Below are 19,582 nucleotides of genomic sequence, written 5' to 3'. Positions count from 1 at the left end.
AAAGCCACTACTTCTAATTGATTTCTTCTCTCTTCTTCACGTTTCGATAACATGTTCATCCCCCGCAGAATTGTGTTATTACCCTTATTATACAAAAAAGCTTGTAGACTTTGTCTACAAGCTGAAACAGACCATGGAGGGTCTGTTTTAATTTTGCCTATTAGTTTTCAGATGTTGAATTTGGATCAATCATCGTCGTGTTTCGATCAGTTTTTTGTGGAATGAAAGTTGTATTTCTATTTGTCTCCTCCATTGTTGTATTTCGGTTTGATGCTGGTTTAATCATACTAGTCGCTTCATATACACCTACACCCAAAAAGATAATAGAGCTTATAACAATCATTTTTTTAATACTCATAAAGACACTCCCCTTTTTGAATATTATGTTGGGCTTCAAATGCCCTCCTGTAATATTCTGTAGCTTTCTCAAACTTTCCTCTTTTTTCATGAATCATTGCAAGGTTTTTTGAGAATTCTTCAACGAAAACATACAATTGTTTTTCTTCAAATATCTGAAGCATAGCTTGAATCTCATCCTCTTCATTACTTTCATATATTGTTTTTATAGAACGTAACAACAGAATTTCGTGTGGGTATTCACTATGAGAGATCTTTTTCAAAGCTTTATCCAATAATTTCGCTGCTTCAGCATTTTCTCCTGTCTTATATAACGTCCAACAAAGGTTTACATATATAACTGGCTTTAGATCAATTACACCATCTTCAGATACATCAAGGGACTCATGATAATATTGTATAGCTTTTGCATAATCTTGTTGTCTATCGTAAGTATTTCCTATATTTAAAAGTAGCTTGGCAATAAACCTTTTATCGGCTAGCTCTTCAGCAATAGAATAAGCTGTATTCAGATGCTCTAATGACTTTTCATATCGCTTGAAATCATCATAATTCCCTGCAATAACAATCAAGCTTTGAATTTGGCGAACTTTATATTGTTCATGCTGCTTATAGATGTCTAGTGCCTTAATAATATGATGCATCGAAACATGCGTCTGTTTCATAATGTAGTAGGCTTCAGCCACTTTAAAATGAAACTCCGCTTGCTCAATATCGTCTACAACTAATGCAAGTTGCTTCTCAGCGATCTTGTAATATTGAATAGCCTGTACGTACTCTTTCCTGCTGAATTCATACATTCCTCTAAAGAAAGCATTATAGTATTGCAACATACCGGAAAGTTGATAATTAGAATTTTCTATTTTATCAACTAAGTCTGAAATGGATAAAGATCGTTGCTCTGAAGGTTTAATATAATCAAGCATAATTTGATGTCGAAAACACATCAATTGATAATAGATGAGCAGGTCTTGATCCTCTTCCATTCGTTCAATTTCTTGTTCTACCTCAGCTTTCAAAATCTCTGCATCTGGTACGCTGAATTGCCGGATCATTTTATGCCATTCATTTATTTTCACACCAACATGTGAAGAAAGAACTTTCTCCATCTCCTTACTCCCCTTCCATAAAATAACTTTATATTACATTTATTATCACATACAATCATTCACAAAGCACCGAAAAGATACCGCAAAACGAACAAAAAAGAGCTCCTCGAAAGGAGCCATGTGAGTAATACATGAGTAATAGTGGCTTGATAAAGAAGAAGATCATTGAAATATACGAATTTTTTAATCCCGTTTCCGCGGGTAAACTGTAAATTTTAATTATACAGCACATTTAGAAACCGAACAAACATTCTGATAAATTGTTTTTGGTGGTGATGATATGACTGATCTCGAAAATACAAAATCATCTATAATATGAGCCGCTTTCGCAAGAACCCCACAAAGGAGGACTTGAAAAGAAAAACTGTTAAAGATGAATCAACGATCCGCAGGGCAGTTAAAAAACTTAGTTACTCGTGACGAATTTACGTGTGATAAACAGAAAAGAGAATGGCGATTTAAAAAGACCTCCTATTTGGCCTTCCCCCATACCCATCAAGCTAAGAAGTGTACTCTGATTAGTTATCAGCATAAATACTGCCTTGGATTGTTCAGAACTAAATAAATACACACATAAGAACCTATTTAACTTTCTTTTTGATTAAATGCATTGCAAAATTTACATTATCCAAAAGAATTTAGTTCCATCCATGATTTAAACCAAGCAACAAGTTTATGTTATCAATCAGTTAAATAATAAAAAACCCCCACTTTACAAGGTCGAGATTTTTTTGTACTTACTTTACTTTTTGTCAGTTAAGTGATTTAAACGTTTTCGAATAACTAGGGATAAGATAACGAAAACTGCGCAAGCTCCTGCTGATCCAGCAGCAAACATCAGCTCAAAGTTTTCTGTTGGGGATTTGAATAACAAAGAGACTGAGACAATTAAAGCCGCACCACTAAGGCCCAATCCTAATATCGACATTGCCAATAATTTATTCATAGAAACACTCTCAGACTCACAATTTGAAACAACCTACTACTGCACCCATCCCACCAGCTCCAAGAACTGCATATGCACCAATACATGCTGCACATATTGGGGCAGTAACCGGCGTCGGAGCCGCACAGGAACCAGCACAAGCGACTGCAATTAAATAAGCCACGCTACTACCAACCCCAAGCACTGCTGCGATGCAAGCTGCAGTTGCTTTTACGCCCATAGGTTGAATGGCAGAAGGTTCTTCTGCAAGTAATTCTTCATCTGACATATAAGACAGCTCGGTATCAACGGACTTAACAAGGGAACCATCCAAATAAGTCTCAACCTTGAAGTTACCCATCTCATTCTTTGTCACCAACATTTCATTTGCCTGCAATACGGTATTATCCTCATCGATGAAAAGAGTGATATTACTAGGAAGACTATATTCCCCATTTATAGGAATTGTAACAACTATAACTCCACCACCTACTGTGTAAACATTTGATTTTTCCAATCCGTAAGCATATACAGGTGCTAAGCATCAACTTCCCCGTTCTCGATCACATTAACCGCTATATTGACCATTTCAGCGGAAGCATCTCCCTCGATTGGAACAATCGAAGCTTCCTCTCCTTCCGCAGAAACCCCCACAGTTGAAGAAAAACTAAAACAAATCAGCGAAAAAATTAATAACAACTGCAAAAATGATTTTTTCTTCAGAAATCATTAAAAAGGAAAATATGTGTTTTCAAGTTAAAGGAATAGTATTGTGTAATACAGTTCCTTTAGAAAGTGTTAATGTAAATCTGTCGAGTTCATCTAATAGCATTGTAAAACCCCATACAGTTTGTACTGATAAAACTGGAGCCTTTTCATCCGAAGTTAATTTATTAACAAATTCAATCAAAGAAATCGAAGTTACAGCAACCGTGATATCTAATAAATTACCCGTAAAAAATACAATAAACATCAACATTTAGTTTTAAAGCATTTCACTAAGGACAGCTTAAAAACTAAGATATCTTCCAAGAGAGGGGTTAATTTCATACTACCCCTACTCTTTTTCTTAAAGACTTTACTCTTGAAGTAACTAAATGAGTCCAAGTGCTTCCTAAAGATGGGAAAAGACCCTTTTTTCCTCTTGTTCCTTTTTGTTTTCTTCCTTTACTTTTAATGCTCTATACAATTTCAATTCTTTTTTAAAGTGTTACGAACCTGTTTCTGTTGACTTTTTAGATGATTTAACAAAGGACGGCGCAAGAAAAGATGGTAAGTCAGGAGGATTGGGAGAAAGAACTATATTAGATAATTTCAAATTACTACAAGTGGTTTTTAAAACAGCAACGGAAGAATGGAAGATTATCAAGAAGGATCCAATAAAAGGGTTGCCTTTGCCGGTTAACGAGAAGAAGGAAATGAATTATTTTGAAGCTGATGAAGCTGCTCAATGTATTAAGATTTTATATGAAGAAGTTGATATTAAATAGAGACTTTATTTCTTAGCAGCGATGATCGGTGGATTGAGACGAGGCGAAGGTCTTGCACTTGAATGGCATTTAGATGTTGATTGGGATGCTGGTGGATTTAAAATCAATCGTTCTCTTTCAAAGACAATCCAAGGTGAGGCACATGTAAAAGATCCTAAATCAAAAAGTTCAAAACGTTTTGTACAGAAGCCGGACTGGTACATGAATGAATTGTCACTATATTATCTTATGTGGAAAAGAGAAAAGAATAAGCTAAAAGATACATGGGAGGGTGAAGATTACCAATACATTTTTCATAGTGGTTTTGGTAAACCCTACTATTTTACAACTCCAATATAAAATAAAAAATATCCGCTTACACGATTTGCGCCATACTATGGTTGCTTTGCTGATGGAAGCCGGAGAAAGCATTAGTGCTATTCAAAGACGTGCAGGACACGCTAGTGCCAGAACAACATCTGATATATATGGCCATGTAACCGATGAAATGAAAAAGAGTGCAGCGAATCACTTTAACAAGTTTGATCCCAAACATTTGAGAAACACAAAATTAGAGCCAGGAAATCTCCGTCCCCAAGTCGTCCCCAAGGTTGAAAATAATGCATCATACAAAATTGAGCTTCCCCCTTGTATTTCAAGGGGGAATTAAATATAATAATATTTGTTGAAACATCCCGGGGCATTAGCTCAGCTGGGAGAGCGCTACGCTGGCAGCGTAGAGGTCAGCGGTTCGATCCCGCTATGCTCCATACATGATAAAACGGTGGTACATCAACGTTTTTTTAACGGTGACTTATCGTAGTGTACCGCTCCTATAATAATGCGCAGTGAAGCGCACCGATAAATTGATCGTCTTCTTTACGAAATAGGAGGCGATTTTTTAATGCATTCAGAACGACGGAAAGGTAAGTGCTTTAAGGCGGAACGGACGATCACCAAAACAGTGCGTGGTAAAACGTATTCAATCTCGGTTATTTGCGAAAACATATGCGAAGCAAAACGCGCGGAAAATAGAGCGCCGGAAACAATCGACCGATACCGGAGGGCTTGTCGACACTTATTAGATTACGCACCGCATGACTGGACGGTGACATACGAGATATTGACGTTGACTTTGCTTGCGGATTCGTTGCGTATTTACTTCACGAACGAGTTACATTCGCCGGTCATAAGTCAAAAGGACGAACATAAAACGCCTGGCTTGTCTCCTAAGTCCGTAAAGATTATATTAAGACGCTTCGGGCACCCTTCAGATTTGCGCAACACGAAAAAGCCGTTTGACTTCAATGGCTTGGAGAAATTTTATCCTTAACAAAGGACAACGTAGATTATGCATCCGGTACTGTCTACTTCAGCGCATGTGACGTTAAGACACGACAAGGAATATTCGTCCCTCTCTAAAGAAAAACGATGAACTGAATAAAAGAACTTCTTATAGAAAACTCAGATTTCGATAGTCCTTTCGTCTTCTTATGTAATTACGGTGAACAACTACAAACGAATCATTTTAGGAAACAGTTAAATAGATACGCAGAACAAGTCGGTATTACTAAGCACGTACACCCGCATTTATTCAGACATACCGGCGCGACAATGTAATTAGAAAATGGTGGAGCTATCCGGCACTTACAAGCGATGCTCGGGCATCGAGATATGCGAATGGTTAAACGCTATACTCACTCCCGTCTTATGCCACGCATCTACGAATGGCTCTGGGTCTTGCTCGATCATTAGCGCTGGATCTACGGAAGCCTTAGCACGCAATAACAAGCCGTAGTATTTATAAATATCTGCTGCGTCAAAGTAGCGACTCATTGCGTTGTAGATTTCCGTTGGCAACGAGTTTTTCAGCGCTTCAGCCGGAACCGCAGCCGTATCTTTAACGTGCTTTTGATTTTTAAGATTAATAGAATCCGATGGTTCATTTCAATTTTAGTCGGCTGAACCGTTGGTTTATCGGGGTTTTTAAGCTCTGTACGAGTGGTCACTGTCGACTGGTCGTTTGCCATTTCGTAGATTTTCCACGAGAAGCTAACGCCAGTTACTTCGTTTGGCGACGTGTTTGACATCGGCCATGTGTAAAAGAAATCTAGCCTATCACCTTTCTTACTTAGCTTAAACGTACCTTCTTCGGATACTGTTATTACTTCCTCCGGGCCTAATTCTTCGCCTGTATTTAGCGTAATTGTTTCCGTTGCGGGATAGGCTTTGAAGGATGAATGACCTTTGTTAGTCATCGATCCTTTCATCGCAATGTGCGCTTGAGGGTGATATTAGAACTTGGTCAATTTTAATGTCTAAATCGTCGTAATTCTCCTCGTCATTCATTTCCGCACTTTACAACCAAATACCGCTATCCTCGCTTAAGTTTTCATCCGCACCAGTTTCTTTCGCTTGAACCTTTTCAGCTTTATTACTCGGCTGAGTATTCGACGAGCACCCCGCAATTATCAGCAAGGCTTATTATAGAAAAGAGTAGTCTAACTCGCTTCATTTAATCACGACCTTTTTCTTTTAATTATTCGTTATTGTTATGTAAGACGGCTACCTACGTTTTTATACGTAAGCAACCGCCAAAAGTTCCGGCTACTACTTGCCGACCTCATGAAGCGCCTTTCTTTCTCGCGCCTTCTTCGTTACGTCGTTATTTTTCCAGTACGCCCAAAGCGAAGTCGCCCCAAGAAAGAGAAGCGCAATAAAGTCGGACACAGCCGCTTCGTCTACCGAAATTGTCTGAACGCCAAACATCGTCAGCCCGCTATTTACGAGAGCTAACGCAAGCAAAATAAACCGAGCCACTGTTCCTGCGCTAATATTCGTCTTCATACGCTATACCCCGCTTTCTTAAGAGCCGCCACTAATTTAGCGCGCGTCTTCGGACCATAAATACCGTCAGCACTAAGTCCGTGCATAAGTTGGAATCGTTTGACTGCGTTGGCTGTTTTCGGTCCGTAAATGCCGTCGATTCCGTTATTCTTAGCGCCCTTGTTCGGATAGAAGTATACGGCTGCCAGTGCGCTTTGAAGTTGCGTGACGGCAGTGCCGCGAGCGCCTTGACGGATTATGCCCGTAGGTACCGTTAGTTTTTTAGGCGTGCTTGTTTTCGCCGGTTTAGTCGCTGTGCCTTTGTTGGTTGCCGTTTTGCTCCCGTTTAGCGCTGCCAGTTCCTTTGCGATAGCCGCTTTCACTGCGCCCCATCTGCCTTCGGCTAACACGCGGTGGGGACAATGTTTTCCGCTCCAATCTTCGTGTTTCTTGACGCGATCAACGCCCCATCCGCGCTCTTTTAGAAGCTGCGCAATAAATTTGATCGCCAATGCTTCCGCCTTTTTATAACGTTCGCCGCCGGATTTTGAATAGCATACCTCAACGCCAATTGACGTTCTGTTTCCGCTGTTTGCGCCGCTTCCGTCTCCGCAATGCCATGCGTTTCTGTTTGTTTCGATCCCTTGAATAATTTCTTTATCGTCGACTGCGTAATGGAACGATACTGTTGCGTTGTTATTTCGCATATAACTAATTTCGTTTTTAGCAGGCGCATCATTCGCCGTATTATGGAAAGTAATATATTTCGCGTTCATTGAATACGGGCATTTAATTGATTTTTTCGCTGAAGATACGAGCATTTTACGTACTTTAATCGTCATATAATCGTCTCCCTTTTCCGTTTTTATTTATTTAAAAAGCGCGATACCTAGAGATAGTAGAAGTCCCACCACCGTAAGCATCACGCCCCATACCCACTTCGTATTTGCGCGCATATCTAAAATATCTGCGCGGTTTTCTTTCGCCAGAGCCAGCGCCTGGTCCGCTTTCTCGTCCGCTTGGTTTGCTTTTGTTTTAACATCGTTGAAATAATCGACCTTGGTATCGATACGAACGAGCCACTCGCGAATATCCGAAATCTTTTCGTTTAATTCGTTGTTGCTCGGCTCCACCATCTATCCGTCTCTCCTTCCAAAATAAAAAGCCGCTTATACCTCGTCGGCTGGCGGCTTATTTGCTTCGTATTTATCTCCCGTTATTTCTTCGTATTGTTCCGGCGTAATTCTTCCGGCTGCCACTACGTCATGGGCACGTTTCCTTGACCAAAGACTCTCATCGTAAAATCCGTTAATAATCGAAAACCAATCAATCGACATTCTTCATACCTCCTAACGCGATAAGATAGTAAAGGTCAGCGATTTGTTGTTTCATAACTTCGGTTTCTGTCGGCTGCGGCTTCGGTTGTAAATCGTCTATATATTCTTGCGAAGCTGCTTCGTACCACTCCTCTTTCTCCGCATCAAACTTAGCGATATAAAGGCCATTCTGCGGCTGAACTGACGTATAACTTTCCGGAATTTCTTCGCCATTTTCGACGTCAATAAGAATCTCCTCTCCCGGCTGCCAAACTAACTCATCGTCGTATTTATAAACCCATATCATATAAAACACCTCCTATGCTGATTTGAAACGGAATCCAAACGTAATAAACTCCGCCGGATTCGCCGTATTAGAAGAAGATTGAATACAGACCCGACCGTCGGTACCAATATAGGTTCTATGATACTGCGGAACTCCGGACGTGCCTACGCTCGATGCAACCCCGATTAAATGAGTAGATTGGAGGGGACGGTATTCAGCCGGTAAAGTAAAAGCAGGAATGTCGTTTCCGAGCGTACCCCCGTAAATTGATCCGATAAGCTCAACGACACCTAAAGCGTCTTTGCTGTAGCGCAACGTATGAGAAAACCCTTCAGATGATACATACTGTTTCCACCCATTGGAAAGCGTCGGGGTGAACCATTGGACAGTTGCGTCTACATCTGATAACACACGTTTCCACCCTCTAAATCCTTGAGCATGGAAAGTTCCTATCCAGGTGACGTTATCAAATGACCTTGTGGCGATAATCCGTTTATATATAACTTCATTTTGTTCATAAGCCGTCTCTAAAACATCAATGTAATAGAAACTCAAATCATTTTCTACGGGAGCATTAAGGAGTTGAGCTCCCATGTAAGGCCCAGTCGATAACGTGAATATATCAGTCCCATTCGGCACCCTTGCTATTCTCCCATTGTTGGGTGTGAGCCTATATAATTGGCCATTGTTCCATTTATCTTTCTCAGCTGCTGTCGGAAGCTGCGTCCAAGTAATCGATATTTGATCGGAATTGTAGTAGAAATAATACGCATTACCTGCTGTATCGATTGCAAGTCCTGTACCAATGTTAGCTTGACCTACAGATTGAATACCTCGCAATGCGGAATTGTTAGGTGCGGGTGAATCCTCAATACCTGGTTGAGCATAAAAGGTACAAGTTCCTTTGTCTTTAATCGCATCGAATATTGTTGAGCCAACTGGCACATTAATGAGCTGCATGCCATTATCGGCGGTAATCTTATATAACTGCGATTCATTCCATTTTTTCTTTTCTGCTACAGACGCATGCGGATTCGCATCGTCCATATGATCATTAATCTGTTCTAACAGTCCAGAATCATTTTCAAGTAATACTTCGACCATGTCATTGAACAAATTAGCATGGGCTTTGTCATTCACCTCAAAAGGTTTTGGTTCTTTTATTTCCATTTAGTTTTCACTCCTTTGCTTTGAAGCTTGAATCGATCTCTTGTAGCTGCTCTAAAGTAAGCAACCTTCGCTTACACCCTTCTTTTAAATCAGCAATTGAGCAATCACCTAATTTCACTGCTTGTTTGACCAATTCAGGGGTCACCCATTTAAAATATAATGCCATTACCCAATAATTCATGATTCACGCTCTCCTTTATATAAAAGGATCTCATTTTTTAGCGCTTTTAGTTCGTTTGTTAGATGATCACATTGATGTTCAAGCTGTTTTCTCATTAGCTTTTCTTTGGCTACTTCTTGTGCAAGATAATCTAGCAGAAGAGGTGGTTGATACCTTGGATTGATTTGGGATTCCTTACACCATTCTTTCAATTCTTCTGCCGTTGGCTTTGGCACATCTAGATGCCACTCGTTGATATACGAACCGTCTCCGTCATTTCTAAGTTCAAAGTCTTTTTGCGGATCCGCATCGGGGTATTTATACTTAATGGCTTCATATAAAATCATAGAATCCTCCTATACTCTCGAGAAATTTCTGCCGCCTACTTCTGTAATATCAAAATAGTTGTACCAGCCTGAATTATCTGATACATAACGACTAACGTCTCCGTCATATCCTACATACATGTAAATTTCTAAATAATCCCCTTTATTAGCCGGTACATTCGCAGCACCATAAAGTCCCATACTAAAGCTCAACACATCAGAGGGGCTTGTCGGACTTTGTCTTTGATGTGCAATATTTTTATAACTTCTTCCATTTAAATAGATCGATAATTCAAAGTTTGCGTATCATTGAAAGCTTTCAATATACACACCTGCATTCACTGAATACATTCCGTTTTCAGGGCAGATGAAGCGATTACTTTTGATATCAAAATTGTTATGACTGTCTTTTATCTTTCTATTAAAAAGGATTTTTTGATACTCTCCCTTGGTTAATAACTGCTTCCCAGTTGTACCTATATTAGCATGACAGAACCCAGAGAGTTTATGCCAGTCGGTCCAACCCGATCCAGTCCACCAATGACGGCACCACGTACCTGTGCTATCAAAATAACTGCCTGCTTCGTTTCCAGTCCCATAGTAATATTGAACAAATCGAAAGTTACTATATTTTTCATTTTTCACAAAGCCAAATCTCGTAGGATATCCAGTATCATTCGCTTGTCCAATATCCATGAACGTAATGCCAATTGGATATTCCTCTCCGCTGACTGATGCATCTTGAATGGCTTGATCGCCTGTTAGCTTAAATAGGCTCTCATTGGTGATTCCTTGTATCTGTCAACTGAGCGCATTGTCATTCTCTACAAGTGTGTCGACCATCCGGTTAAATAAGTTGGCATGTGCTTTGTCAGAGGTTTCAAACGGTAAAGGTGTTTTGATGTCCACTTCTTTTCCCCTCCATTAATAAATATCATCAATCTCAAAAACGAATTCGATGTCGCCGTCTTTTTGTTTATCTGTCATGGTGCGGATGGCGGTGAATTTGCCGGCTTCGTCGACAAGGGCTAGTTCATTGATGACTTCTCCTGCTAGTTCTCCTTCGGCGATTGTACAGGTGTAGCGGATTTTTGCTGGTTCCATGAAAGTAAACGAATCAATATTCTTTTGAACTAGTTCTTTTTTGAGTGTTTGTTCGGTACCGTCAAGAGAGATCGGTTTTCCATCCTTTGTTCCCCCATTTCCGAACGCCATTTTGACGACTTTTGTGAGTTTTGTTCCTTCTGCTCTTGCCTTTGCCATTTGTTGACGTGCATACAGTGTTGTTACGGTTAATTGATCTGCCATTGTAATCCTCCTTATAGCTCTATTTTTTTAGAAGTTGCTGCTAGCATTTTTGATCCGTCAAGCGGAACGGATCCATCGAGAATCCAGTAATGATCCTTGATCAGTAAGCTGCCGCCCTGTTCATTTTGAACATATACTGGCAGGCGGAATGTCATCCTCTTTTTGGTGTGATGAGGCAGTTTCTGCTTTGACCGCAACATCAGAGCTGCTCCTTGCTTCGTTTCATTCGCTGTCCCAGTCATGACATAATTCATGCGGTATGTTGTTTCCTTTTCTTGTTGAAACGGCATTCTCATCTTCAACGAATGTCGAAAGCGAGCAGGAACATCCGTTGTGTCTCTTGTCCCGCTGAGGTAGAACGCACCATTTAATACAAATTCACCGTTCAGTAAAATCGGGATATGATCGAAAAAACCCACTCTGCTTCGCAGTGTGAGCCGCTGGTGATGATGATTTTTTTCATAAACATCGGTATGATGAATGGCGGTGAAAGTATAAGCCAAGTGCGCCGGCTTTAATGTTTCAAGTATGTCTACAATATATCTAGTGTTTTGTAGGTCATCTAGGTTCACACGTAAAGCAAAATGATAGCGATTGGATGTCAGACGAATGATGGCACTTGGATTCTTGAGAAATCGATTTACAGATTTCTCTAATGAGAGATACGTGATCGGCGGAATGTTCGACATCATATTGAGTAAGCGTGCCCTGCGTAGTTCAATTGAATCATCTGATTCCCGTTGCACCTTAAACATTCTTTCCCACCTATTCAATCCCCACGTCGCTGTTAAAGGGAAGAACTGATCCGTTACGTCAAAAATGGATTCGTCCAATTGCTCGAACTCTGATGCCTCTGTCTTTATTAAATGATCCACTTCATAAATCTTCGTAAAATATGGCGGCAAGTAGTTTTTCATTTCATTCTGTTTGCTCAATAACCTTCACCTGCCTAAGACGCGGTATCTCAATGTCCTGTAATACTAAGTTTTTCGACTCCCCATTCAATAACACATTTGCATAATCTGACACACTTTCTGAATGGTACAGAATGTCATTTAAGGCGGACATTCGAATCGTACTTTTTTCAAATGCGATTGATTTTAACAGCGCTTTTGCCTTTTCTTCTATTTCTTTTTGCGCTCCTTCAAGTGTCCAGTCCATTTGAAGTTCGACTGCGACTTCTATGTCGATATCCAGCCACTTGGCGCTTTCTACGGTTGCTTTTGAACCAATAGGAGCTTGTCCTTCCCCTTCCCCTGGCACAGGATCAATATACTCCTGTACCCTGTTGACAAGAAGATCTGATGCAACATCTAAATTGCCGTCTGTGATGACAATTTTGACCGTTCCCTCTCCATTCCAAAGCGGGAACACTTTCGCTCTGCCAACACCGGTTACTTCCTCTGCCCATTTTTTGTAATGTGCTCTGTTGGCACTGACAGCCTCTCGCCTTGCACGTATGAGATATCGATCATATAAAGAAGCGTCATCTTCTTCCTCTTGCCCTGGAATCACCAATTCTTTCATGATAATCGATTCAAGTCCCGGGATCGTATCAAGTGATAGCAGCGGCTGACCTGTTAATTGACCATTGCCGTCTTTACCAGGTGTCTCGCATTCCAGCGTGCCATCCTTCGAATATTGAAAATATACGTCTTCAATAAAAAAACGTGAGCCTGCTGGGATGTTTACGTTCTCTGGTTGAATGGTTGCTGACCAAACTGCTTTGGTGGCCGGCTTTCTTTCAATCCCTACTTCAGCAGCTCGCCGATCTAAGAATTCTCCCTGTGCTGTATCAGCAAAGACAAGCTCAAATACTTGATCAAGCCAAATATAGGACTGAGCCAGTTCAGCGGCAGCAGGTGCTAAGGCATTCCAAATCACGCTGTTTTCTCTTTTATCCATGTCATCTGGCAGTCTGTCCAGCATTCTTTCCATCAATGCTTCATATGTTTGCTCCTCAAACATGGCCCTCCATCACCTCCTCTATTTCTAATGTGCCCTCATCTGTGACGATGGCTAGTTTGACATGAAACGTGTCATTTTGCTTCGTGACCTCTATCTCTTCAATATGATCAATCCGCTCATCAGCGATCAATGCCTCTTCTAGCAACCTTGGAATCTCCATTTCTTTGTATTCATCCGTTGCTTCTGTGTCCGTCAATAGCTCCTGGATTTCAGTGCCAATGTCGTGGCTGTAGATAGGATGTGCATACCGCTCAGTTCGCAATGTCATATAAATGAATTGCCGGATTGCCTCAATGCCTGAAATGGTTTCGTTTGTCAGCCGGCCATTTTCAAAATCTATGCGATACGTCGTCGAGGTTTCCACCTCTTCGTCTTCTTCCGTTTCCTCAATTTCTTCCTCTGGTGAAAGTGCCACGTCCATCACCTCCCTTACAATTTGTCGATGATGTAGAAGGACTGTCCCCCTGCCATTGCCAACACCATGATGCTGTCTCCCGCTTTTAGTTCATCTTCCTCACCCTTATTCAAGCGCTTCGGCCAAATAAGTAGTTCTTCTGGAATGACCAGCTTACTATTTTCGTTTAATCGGATATTGAGAGGAGAAACCGCCTTGACTTCTCCAATAACCAGATCAATTGGAGAGGCTGCGTCTACTGCATTGACAGCCAGCCGTTTAATTGCTTCACTTAATCTCACGCTTGATCACCCTTTGGCATGGTATTTTTCTCCACGACGTCAATTGTCATGGTATGTTTCATCCCCTTGAATTCATGTTTGTCTTGATCAATCCAGTAGGTTTTTTTCACATTGATTTCAGGGATTTTTAGATAGATTGGAAGACCGCTCTGCAGTTCAGGAATTCCTAGAGCTTGTATACTTTTCACTTCTTGTTTGACGCCTTTCTTTTCTGCTAACCGTACTTTGGCTCTTTTTTGAAGCTGCGGCTGGTTAATTTGACCTGTTACCGTCTCAACATGCTGTAAAATGCCGTATTTATTTTGACCTACTTTATCCTGTTCGATTACCAAAATATCTGATTTGCTGCCCTTTTTCTTATTCTTCCCGTGTTCATCTACAGACGTGCGCATCTTTACACGTGTTGCTGTCTCTTCAATGGAGGTGCTGTATTGATAATCGATAAGATTGACGCCTGATTCAATGACCCATACGTCCTCTGGATCCGGCCATGCTCTCAGTCCCATCTTGCCTTTAGCAGAATAAATTTGATAGTTTCTGCCGGTTTGCCGCTTCGTTTCTTTCAATGCTTTCAGAATAATGTCATACAAACTCGTATCATTTTTAAAGACCAGTGATTTCATGACATGTCCAGTATTTGCTACGGAGGTCATTGGAATTTGAAAGTCGGTCCCAATCCGTTTCAAGATTTGATCTGCTCTTTGATTTGAAAAAACATATACATCTTGGTTTTTCACTAAATATTGGAGCATATCGTATGCGGTAAAGGTCAGCTTCCCTTCAACGGGTGTCCGGGAAAAAACAATGCCTCTGAACAGCTCTTTTCCTTTCCATTTAAAAAGAACCGTGTCCCCTTCTGAGACACGGTAGTATGTTTGACTGCCTTGCTTTGTGATAATATTTGCCTGAATAGAGCGAGGGGCTTGATACCTTTGCCCCTGAAGTGTCAAACTCTCAGTGACAAGCTCATACATGGTGCCGCTTCTGATGGCAAAAAGCTCAATCAATGTCAGCCCCCCTATTGTGGTATTTTTAGTTTTTGTCCAGGAAAAATCCAATGTCCCGGCTGTTTAATATTGCGTTTACTTCGTTTAATCATTGCTGCTTTATTGGCATTCCAAATACGCCGCCATTTTGTACTGTCACCATAGAACCTTCCTGAAATGGCCCACAATGTATCGCCCTTTTTAACGGTGTACACTTTTGGTGGTGTTTTTGAGCTTCTTTTCTTTTTGGTTTGTTTCGTTTTTTTCTTTCGCTTGATTTTTCTAGGGGAAGCTGTTTTGTACTCCTTTAATTCGACCGTAAACTCACGATCACCAATGTCATAAGACCCTTCCTTATAGGTGAAGCTTTCAATGCTGCACGTCATGTTGATCTTTGTCCCTGTAACAATCAATCGCACGGACTTTTTCGAACGCATCATTCGTTCAATTTTCGCTATCGCATTCTCTGGTGATGGAATGTTTTTATATTCAGCAATAGGCGAATATTTCTTAGGAAATAATGATGTAAATGACATTTGTTTAGCAGATGGTACATCAATAAAGGTCAGTTCTCCAAATGAAGCAACCTTCACTGTTTCATTTTGTACGTTATTTGTGATCTCGAGTTCAGACGGAAGGACAGGGAATCGCAATTTGTCCTTCCCTTGGGAAATCCACAATTGATACACTGACTTACCCATCAATCACGACTCCCTTCGTTCCTGTATGAAGATCTACTTCCAGTTCGTCTACGAGCATTTGTCTCATTTTTTCGACAAACGATTGTTGATCTTGTCCATTATGGAAATGCTGATCCCCATTGAATTGAATGGTGATTTGTTTCGTACCCGATGATGTAGAACTGCTAACTGACTGAGCTGAGGTCACTTGCTGCATCTGTGATTCTGGTAAAGAAGCAGCTGGACTTGTTGGATCATATACTTGCATCCCAAGCGCCTTGGCTGCCTGTGTTAATAAATACCTGCCGCGAATGCCTCTTTCTTCTGGAATAATCCATTCGCGTTTGTTTCCTTCACCAACTCTAGCTACCTGCTCCTCGGTAATCAGTCCACCATTTGCATAGCCTTTATAAGGGCCCCCTCTTCTCATACTCCGTAATCCAGGCGTATTGAAGACTGTTCCATATCTGCCCTTAATGTAGTTAATGGCTGCAACGGCATTATGAATTGGGTTCCAAATGTCATTCATGCCTTTGCCTTTATTTGAGTTAAATGTTGGTCCAATGGTTTGCATTAACCCTTTAGAAGGCGTTCCCTTCTTGGCATTGGAATCCCATAAGTTGATTGCTCTCGGATTTCCATTTGATTCATGCTGCGCGATCGTCATGAGACCAGGGAGCCAGTTCATTGATGTGCCAGTTGCCATTAGAGCTGCCATGAGCCATTGCTGAACACTGAGACCAGAAGCCCCCATCCCGCTGAAGGCTCCAATTAATGAACCAGCTTGATTCTCAGCAAACTTTTTCACATCAACTGAGTCCAGCCCTTTGACGACACCAATTGATGCAAATTTTCCGAGGCTCATCATGACACGTGAAGGAGAATGAATGTCTAATTCTTCTCTAAAGGCTTGTTCCACTTTCTTGGCCATTTCTTTAGCTGCTTGCGTGACTTCGCTTCCTTTTGAGCGCATACCGCTATTGAAGGCTTCGATCATTCCTGAACCCCATCCTGGTGATTCTTGTTTGGCTTGCAGGAATGGTTGTTTGACGTGTTGGTCTACGTATTGGCTTGTGCCAATTGATGTGGCATTTTGACCTGTTGCAAAACCACTAACAGTTCCAGAACCCCAAGTTGGTGACACTGTCACCACTTGTTGGTATGGTGCTTTTACACGACTTTGCAAGAAGCTGTCTGTTCCTGTTGGTGTCATCTGCTGGCCATTCGCAAAAGCAGCAACTGTTTGCTCACCATACTTTCCTGAATCTGATGTCAATTGACCAAATGGCTGCTGAATATTTTTTTGTTTCCATTGATCAAGCGAAATCAACTTTTGATTTAGCCCTTGTTCAAAATCATGATTAAATTGCTCACCTATGCTGGAGGCTTGAATGTTCCCAGTCATCGAGACCGATCCGTCTATTGAACCGACAGAAGATGATGAAGCTACAGCAGTAGGAGCTGGAGAGCTCGACACCGGGTTTGCTGCTCCGCCACTTGGCACAACGGACATTCCAAGATGAGAAGCCGCCTGAGCAAGAAGCATTTTCCCGCGTCCTCTGTTATTTTGAGTTGGAATGACAAATTCATTACCAGCTTCACCGACCCATGATAAGGTTGGCTGGGTGATGTAGCCGCCTGTGGCATTATTATCAGGTTTTTTCTTTCCAACGATCCAATTTATTACAACATCTACAATACCGCCCGCTTGTTCAAAAATCTTTTTAACCCAGCCAAATGCTGCAGAAAAACCATCACTTATGGCACCAGCCACTTTTACGATCGGTGTCTGAATATTATCTTTAAACCATTTGGATAATCCATTCCATATATCTGTCACCACTTTATACGCTTCTTCAAACTTCTTCCCAATGCTATCTTTAATGGTTCCAACCGTTTCTACAAGCGGGTTCCATACATTGTTCATAAACCAAGAGGATACTGCTCCAAAAATTAATTGAATGGTTTTCCACGCATTTGATAATGCTGTCCAAATCCCTGTAGCAACTGTAACGACTGTGCTGCTGAGCGGTGTCCAAACGTTTTCGATAAACCAGCCTGCTACTGCACTGAATGTTTCTTGTATCCACGTCCAGGCATTGACTAGACTTGACCAGATCGTGGTTGCTACCGTAACGACTGTGTCGCTTAGCGGTGTCCACACATTCTCAATAAACCAGCCCGCAACTGCACTGAATGTTTCTTGTATCCACTTCCAGGCATTGACTAGACTTGACCAGATCGTGGTTGCTACCGTAACAACTGTATCGCTTAACGGTGTCCACACATTTTCGATAAACCAGCCCGCAACTGCACTGAATGTTTCTTGTATCCATGTCCAGGCATTGACTAGACTTGACCAGATTGTGGTTGCTACTGTGCCAACCGTGCTGCTTAATGGTGTCCACACATTTTGTATAAACCAGTCCGCAACTGTAGACCACACTTCAACAATTTGATCTTTGATTTCAATGGCTTTTTGACCAATCTTCTCAAATCCGCCGCCATCAAACCATTTTCCAATTGTTTCACCGATAGATTCTCCACCCATACTTCCAGCGATGCCGCCTACTAGGCCGCCGATGGCTGTACCTACCCCTGGAACTACACTGCCAATAGCAGCACCTGCTGCAGCACCTGCCATTCCGCCGGCGATTCCTCCTCCAGTCGCACCGATCTTTTCACCAGCATTCTCTTTTTTCATACCAATTAGATTTGTTGCACTAAGTACACTGCCTAGAATAGGTACTTTCTTTAATAATTTACCGCTCCCTTTACCGATATTTTTCAACGCATCCCCTAATTTACTTGGAGGTCTTCTATTCATTTCGGTTCTTGTTGTGGCATTTGGATTTCTAGGTTGTCTTGGTGATTGACCATTTCTATTTTTAGTTTTAGTAGATCCTCCCCTGCTTAAACCTCTTGCACAACAGGGACAACAACTATTGCGAAACAAACCTTTACCACCTCGCGGCTTAGATTTCTTATTGGGAGCTGAATTTGGTGGTGTGGATGTTGGTGCCGTTGTTGGCGCTGTTGTTGGTGCTGTTGTTGGTGCCGGAGTGCTACTTCCATTCGATTGATCACCTGCACCAAAGAGACGATCTAATACATTGGTCACCAATCCATCTAGTTTTTTTTCAGGATTAAATTTAATCTTCTCTTTTATTCTTCCGATCACATCTTGCTTGTACTCTTCCATTTTATTTTCAACCCAAGGAAGTGCCTTTTCGTCCCAAAATTTTCTAGGACTCAATTTCTCCTTCAACTTATCTGAGACGTCACCTGCATATTTTTCAATTTCCTTTAGCGCCTTGTTTCCCAAATTCCCCAGCCAGCTTTGTTTGTTTTCATTCTTTTTCATAGCGGCTGCTGCATTTGAATCCTTTTTTGTTTTCTTTTCTTTAACAATCGACTCTGCCTTATCTCGTTTTTTCAACTTACTCTTGGCATTGTCTTGAACAGATACTCTGATTTCGTGTTTAGACATCGTTAAGCTTTTTAGTGTCTTTTTTATTCGTTGAATAGCAGCGGTGGCTTGATCAATTATGTTTACTCTCATATAGTACGTTCTGTTCATGAGCTGAAGGATTGATTTTTTGATCGATGATACTTTACCTGACAATTGGTCATTTAGTTTAAACGTTAGCAGAAGTGGACTTGTTCCTGTTTTTTTCAAGCGATCGATGCTCGACCTAATGAAATCGAGTCCCTTTGCTTGAATGGAAATGACCATATGATTTGGTATCATGTTCAACTGATTTGTTAATGATTTTAGATCACGATAGATTCCCTGATCTAGCCTCATTAATAATACTGAAAACTTTCGAATCGATAAATTGAAGTTTCTTAGCTTCTTTTCATCCATTTCCATGCTAATTTTAATCGGTTTTCTAAATGGTTTGAGCTGCTTCTCAAACGTTTGAAACCGTTTTTGAATGCGTAAAAGCTTCTTCGACACTCGGTCTTCTAATTCAAATCGTGCAGTGAGTTTCGCCAG

25 protein-coding genes, 1 tRNA gene and 1 pseudogene are annotated in these 19,582 nt (G+C 41.1%); 5 read left to right on the top strand and 22 right to left on the bottom strand.

Annotated elements, in window-relative coordinates; translation table 11 throughout:
- Positions 1-160 precede the first annotated feature (160 nt).
- The 4 genes from WAX46_RS05830 to WAX46_RS05815 form a co-directional block, all read right to left on the bottom strand.
- A complete protein-coding gene (locus tag WAX46_RS05830; protein WP_226569586.1) occupies positions 161-358 on the bottom strand; it encodes a RapH phosphatase inhibitor in 198 nt (65 codons plus the stop codon).
- Positions 348-1,466: a response regulator aspartate phosphatase gene (locus tag WAX46_RS05825; protein ID WP_226569588.1), complete on the bottom strand. Its 1,119-nt coding sequence runs from the start codon at positions 1,464-1,466 to the stop codon at positions 348-350. Before WAX46_RS05825 ends, WAX46_RS05830 begins: the two co-directional genes overlap by 11 nt.
- A 742-nt stretch (positions 1,467-2,208) precedes the next feature.
- Complete coding sequence (locus tag WAX46_RS05820) at positions 2,209-2,412, bottom strand: hypothetical protein (protein WP_336493489.1); 204 nt, start codon at positions 2,410-2,412, stop codon at positions 2,209-2,211.
- 16 nt (positions 2,413-2,428) lie between these two features.
- Positions 2,429-2,725: a hypothetical protein gene (locus tag WAX46_RS05815; RefSeq protein WP_226569592.1), complete on the bottom strand. Its 297-nt coding sequence runs from the start codon at positions 2,723-2,725 to the stop codon at positions 2,429-2,431.
- A 952-nt stretch (positions 2,726-3,677) separates the two neighbouring features.
- On the opposite strand from WAX46_RS05815, the gene WAX46_RS05810 reads away from it, so the two are divergent.
- The 5 genes from WAX46_RS05810 to WAX46_RS15775 all read left to right on the top strand — a co-directional run bounded on the left by WAX46_RS05810 (position 3,678) and on the right by WAX46_RS15775 (position 5,480).
- Complete coding sequence (locus tag WAX46_RS05810) at positions 3,678-3,881, top strand: hypothetical protein (RefSeq protein WP_336493488.1); 204 nt, start codon at positions 3,678-3,680, stop codon at positions 3,879-3,881.
- 21 nt (positions 3,882-3,902) lie between these two features.
- Positions 3,903-4,220 (top strand): hypothetical protein, encoded by a 318-nt coding sequence (locus WAX46_RS05805; protein ID WP_226569599.1) that lies wholly within the window; start codon positions 3,903-3,905, stop codon positions 4,218-4,220.
- Positions 4,153-4,530, top strand: a complete 378-nt coding sequence (locus WAX46_RS05800; RefSeq protein ID WP_336493487.1) for a tyrosine-type recombinase/integrase — start codon at positions 4,153-4,155, stop codon at positions 4,528-4,530. The genes WAX46_RS05805 and WAX46_RS05800 overlap by 68 nt, the downstream gene beginning before the upstream one ends.
- A 27-nt stretch (positions 4,531-4,557) precedes the next feature.
- Positions 4,558-4,630: transfer RNA gene (locus tag WAX46_RS05795), tRNA-Ala, on the top strand.
- A 670-nt stretch (positions 4,631-5,300) separates the two neighbouring features.
- A complete protein-coding gene (locus WAX46_RS15775; protein ID WP_442895659.1) occupies positions 5,301-5,480 on the top strand; it encodes a tyrosine-type recombinase/integrase in 180 nt (59 codons plus the stop codon).
- Positions 5,481-5,728: 248 nt separating this feature from the next.
- Here the strand turns inward: WAX46_RS15775 and WAX46_RS05790 are convergent, their stop codons facing one another.
- From WAX46_RS05790 to WAX46_RS05705, 18 genes and pseudogenes are all read right to left on the bottom strand, one after another.
- On the bottom strand, positions 5,729-6,130 hold the full coding sequence (locus WAX46_RS05790) for a hypothetical protein (protein WP_336493486.1): 402 nt from the start codon (positions 6,128-6,130) through the stop codon (positions 5,729-5,731).
- A 340-nt stretch (positions 6,131-6,470) separates the two neighbouring features.
- A complete protein-coding gene (locus WAX46_RS05785) occupies positions 6,471-6,707 on the bottom strand; it encodes a phage holin (RefSeq protein WP_226570363.1) in 237 nt (78 codons plus the stop codon).
- The gene (locus WAX46_RS05780; protein ID WP_336493485.1) at positions 6,704-7,528 is read right to left on the bottom strand and encodes a peptidoglycan recognition protein family protein; all 825 of its coding nucleotides are present in this window, start codon (positions 7,526-7,528) and stop codon (positions 6,704-6,706) included. The genes WAX46_RS05785 and WAX46_RS05780 overlap by 4 nt, the downstream gene beginning before the upstream one ends.
- Before the next feature lie 27 nt (positions 7,529-7,555).
- Positions 7,556-7,822, bottom strand: coding sequence for a hemolysin XhlA family protein (locus WAX46_RS05775; RefSeq protein ID WP_226567355.1), 267 nt, complete (start codon positions 7,820-7,822; stop codon positions 7,556-7,558).
- 33 nt (positions 7,823-7,855) lie between these two features.
- Complete coding sequence (locus WAX46_RS05770; RefSeq protein ID WP_336493484.1) at positions 7,856-8,023, bottom strand: XkdX family protein; 168 nt, start codon at positions 8,021-8,023, stop codon at positions 7,856-7,858.
- Positions 8,013-8,309, bottom strand: coding sequence for a hypothetical protein (locus WAX46_RS05765; protein ID WP_336493483.1), 297 nt, complete (start codon positions 8,307-8,309; stop codon positions 8,013-8,015). The genes WAX46_RS05770 and WAX46_RS05765 overlap by 11 nt, the downstream gene beginning before the upstream one ends.
- A 12-nt stretch (positions 8,310-8,321) precedes the next feature.
- Complete coding sequence (locus WAX46_RS05760) at positions 8,322-9,458, bottom strand: hypothetical protein (RefSeq protein WP_336493482.1); 1,137 nt, start codon at positions 9,456-9,458, stop codon at positions 8,322-8,324.
- 7 nt (positions 9,459-9,465) lie between these two features.
- Entirely contained in the window at positions 9,466-9,639 is a 174-nt protein-coding gene (locus WAX46_RS05755) for an XkdX family protein (protein WP_226567359.1), read from the bottom strand.
- Positions 9,636-9,965: an XkdW family protein gene (locus tag WAX46_RS05750; protein WP_226567360.1), complete on the bottom strand. Its 330-nt coding sequence runs from the start codon at positions 9,963-9,965 to the stop codon at positions 9,636-9,638. The genes WAX46_RS05755 and WAX46_RS05750 overlap by 4 nt, the downstream gene beginning before the upstream one ends.
- A gap of 9 nt (positions 9,966-9,974) precedes the next feature.
- Positions 9,975-10,853: pseudogene (locus WAX46_RS05745) on the bottom strand (hypothetical protein).
- 15 nt (positions 10,854-10,868) lie between these two features.
- Positions 10,869-11,252: a phage tail-collar fiber domain-containing protein gene (locus WAX46_RS05740; RefSeq protein WP_336493481.1), complete on the bottom strand. Its 384-nt coding sequence runs from the start codon at positions 11,250-11,252 to the stop codon at positions 10,869-10,871.
- Positions 11,253-11,263: 11 nt separating this feature from the next.
- On the bottom strand, positions 11,264-12,187 hold the full coding sequence (locus WAX46_RS05735) for a YmfQ family protein (protein ID WP_336493480.1): 924 nt from the start codon (positions 12,185-12,187) through the stop codon (positions 11,264-11,266).
- Entirely contained in the window at positions 12,171-13,220 is a 1,050-nt protein-coding gene (locus tag WAX46_RS05730; RefSeq protein ID WP_336493479.1) for a baseplate J/gp47 family protein, read from the bottom strand. The genes WAX46_RS05735 and WAX46_RS05730 overlap by 17 nt, the downstream gene beginning before the upstream one ends.
- Positions 13,213-13,635 carry a DUF2634 domain-containing protein gene (locus tag WAX46_RS05725; protein ID WP_226567364.1) on the bottom strand — a complete coding sequence of 141 codons (423 nt, stop codon included), beginning with the start codon at positions 13,633-13,635 and terminating at the stop codon, positions 13,213-13,215. Before WAX46_RS05725 ends, WAX46_RS05730 begins: the two co-directional genes overlap by 8 nt.
- A 14-nt stretch (positions 13,636-13,649) precedes the next feature.
- Complete coding sequence (locus WAX46_RS05720; protein ID WP_226567365.1) at positions 13,650-13,916, bottom strand: DUF2577 family protein; 267 nt, start codon at positions 13,914-13,916, stop codon at positions 13,650-13,652.
- Positions 13,913-14,923 (bottom strand): XkdQ/YqbQ family protein, encoded by a 1,011-nt coding sequence (locus tag WAX46_RS05715; protein WP_336493478.1) that lies wholly within the window; start codon positions 14,921-14,923, stop codon positions 13,913-13,915. The genes WAX46_RS05720 and WAX46_RS05715 overlap by 4 nt, the downstream gene beginning before the upstream one ends.
- Before the next feature lie 11 nt (positions 14,924-14,934).
- Entirely contained in the window at positions 14,935-15,603 is a 669-nt protein-coding gene (locus tag WAX46_RS05710) for a LysM peptidoglycan-binding domain-containing protein (protein WP_226567367.1), read from the bottom strand.
- The gene (locus WAX46_RS05705; protein WP_336493491.1) at positions 15,596-19,582 is read right to left on the bottom strand and encodes a transglycosylase SLT domain-containing protein; all 3,987 of its coding nucleotides are present in this window, start codon (positions 19,580-19,582) and stop codon (positions 15,596-15,598) included. Before WAX46_RS05705 ends, WAX46_RS05710 begins: the two co-directional genes overlap by 8 nt.

It is taken from the genome of Bacillus sp. FJAT-53060 (assembly GCF_037104745.1).
Taxonomy (GTDB): Bacteria; Bacillota; Bacilli; order Bacillales; family Bacillaceae; genus Bacillus; species Bacillus stratosphericus_B.
Note: the sequence above shows the minus strand (reverse complement) of the source record. Positions and strands in the feature narration are given on the sequence as shown.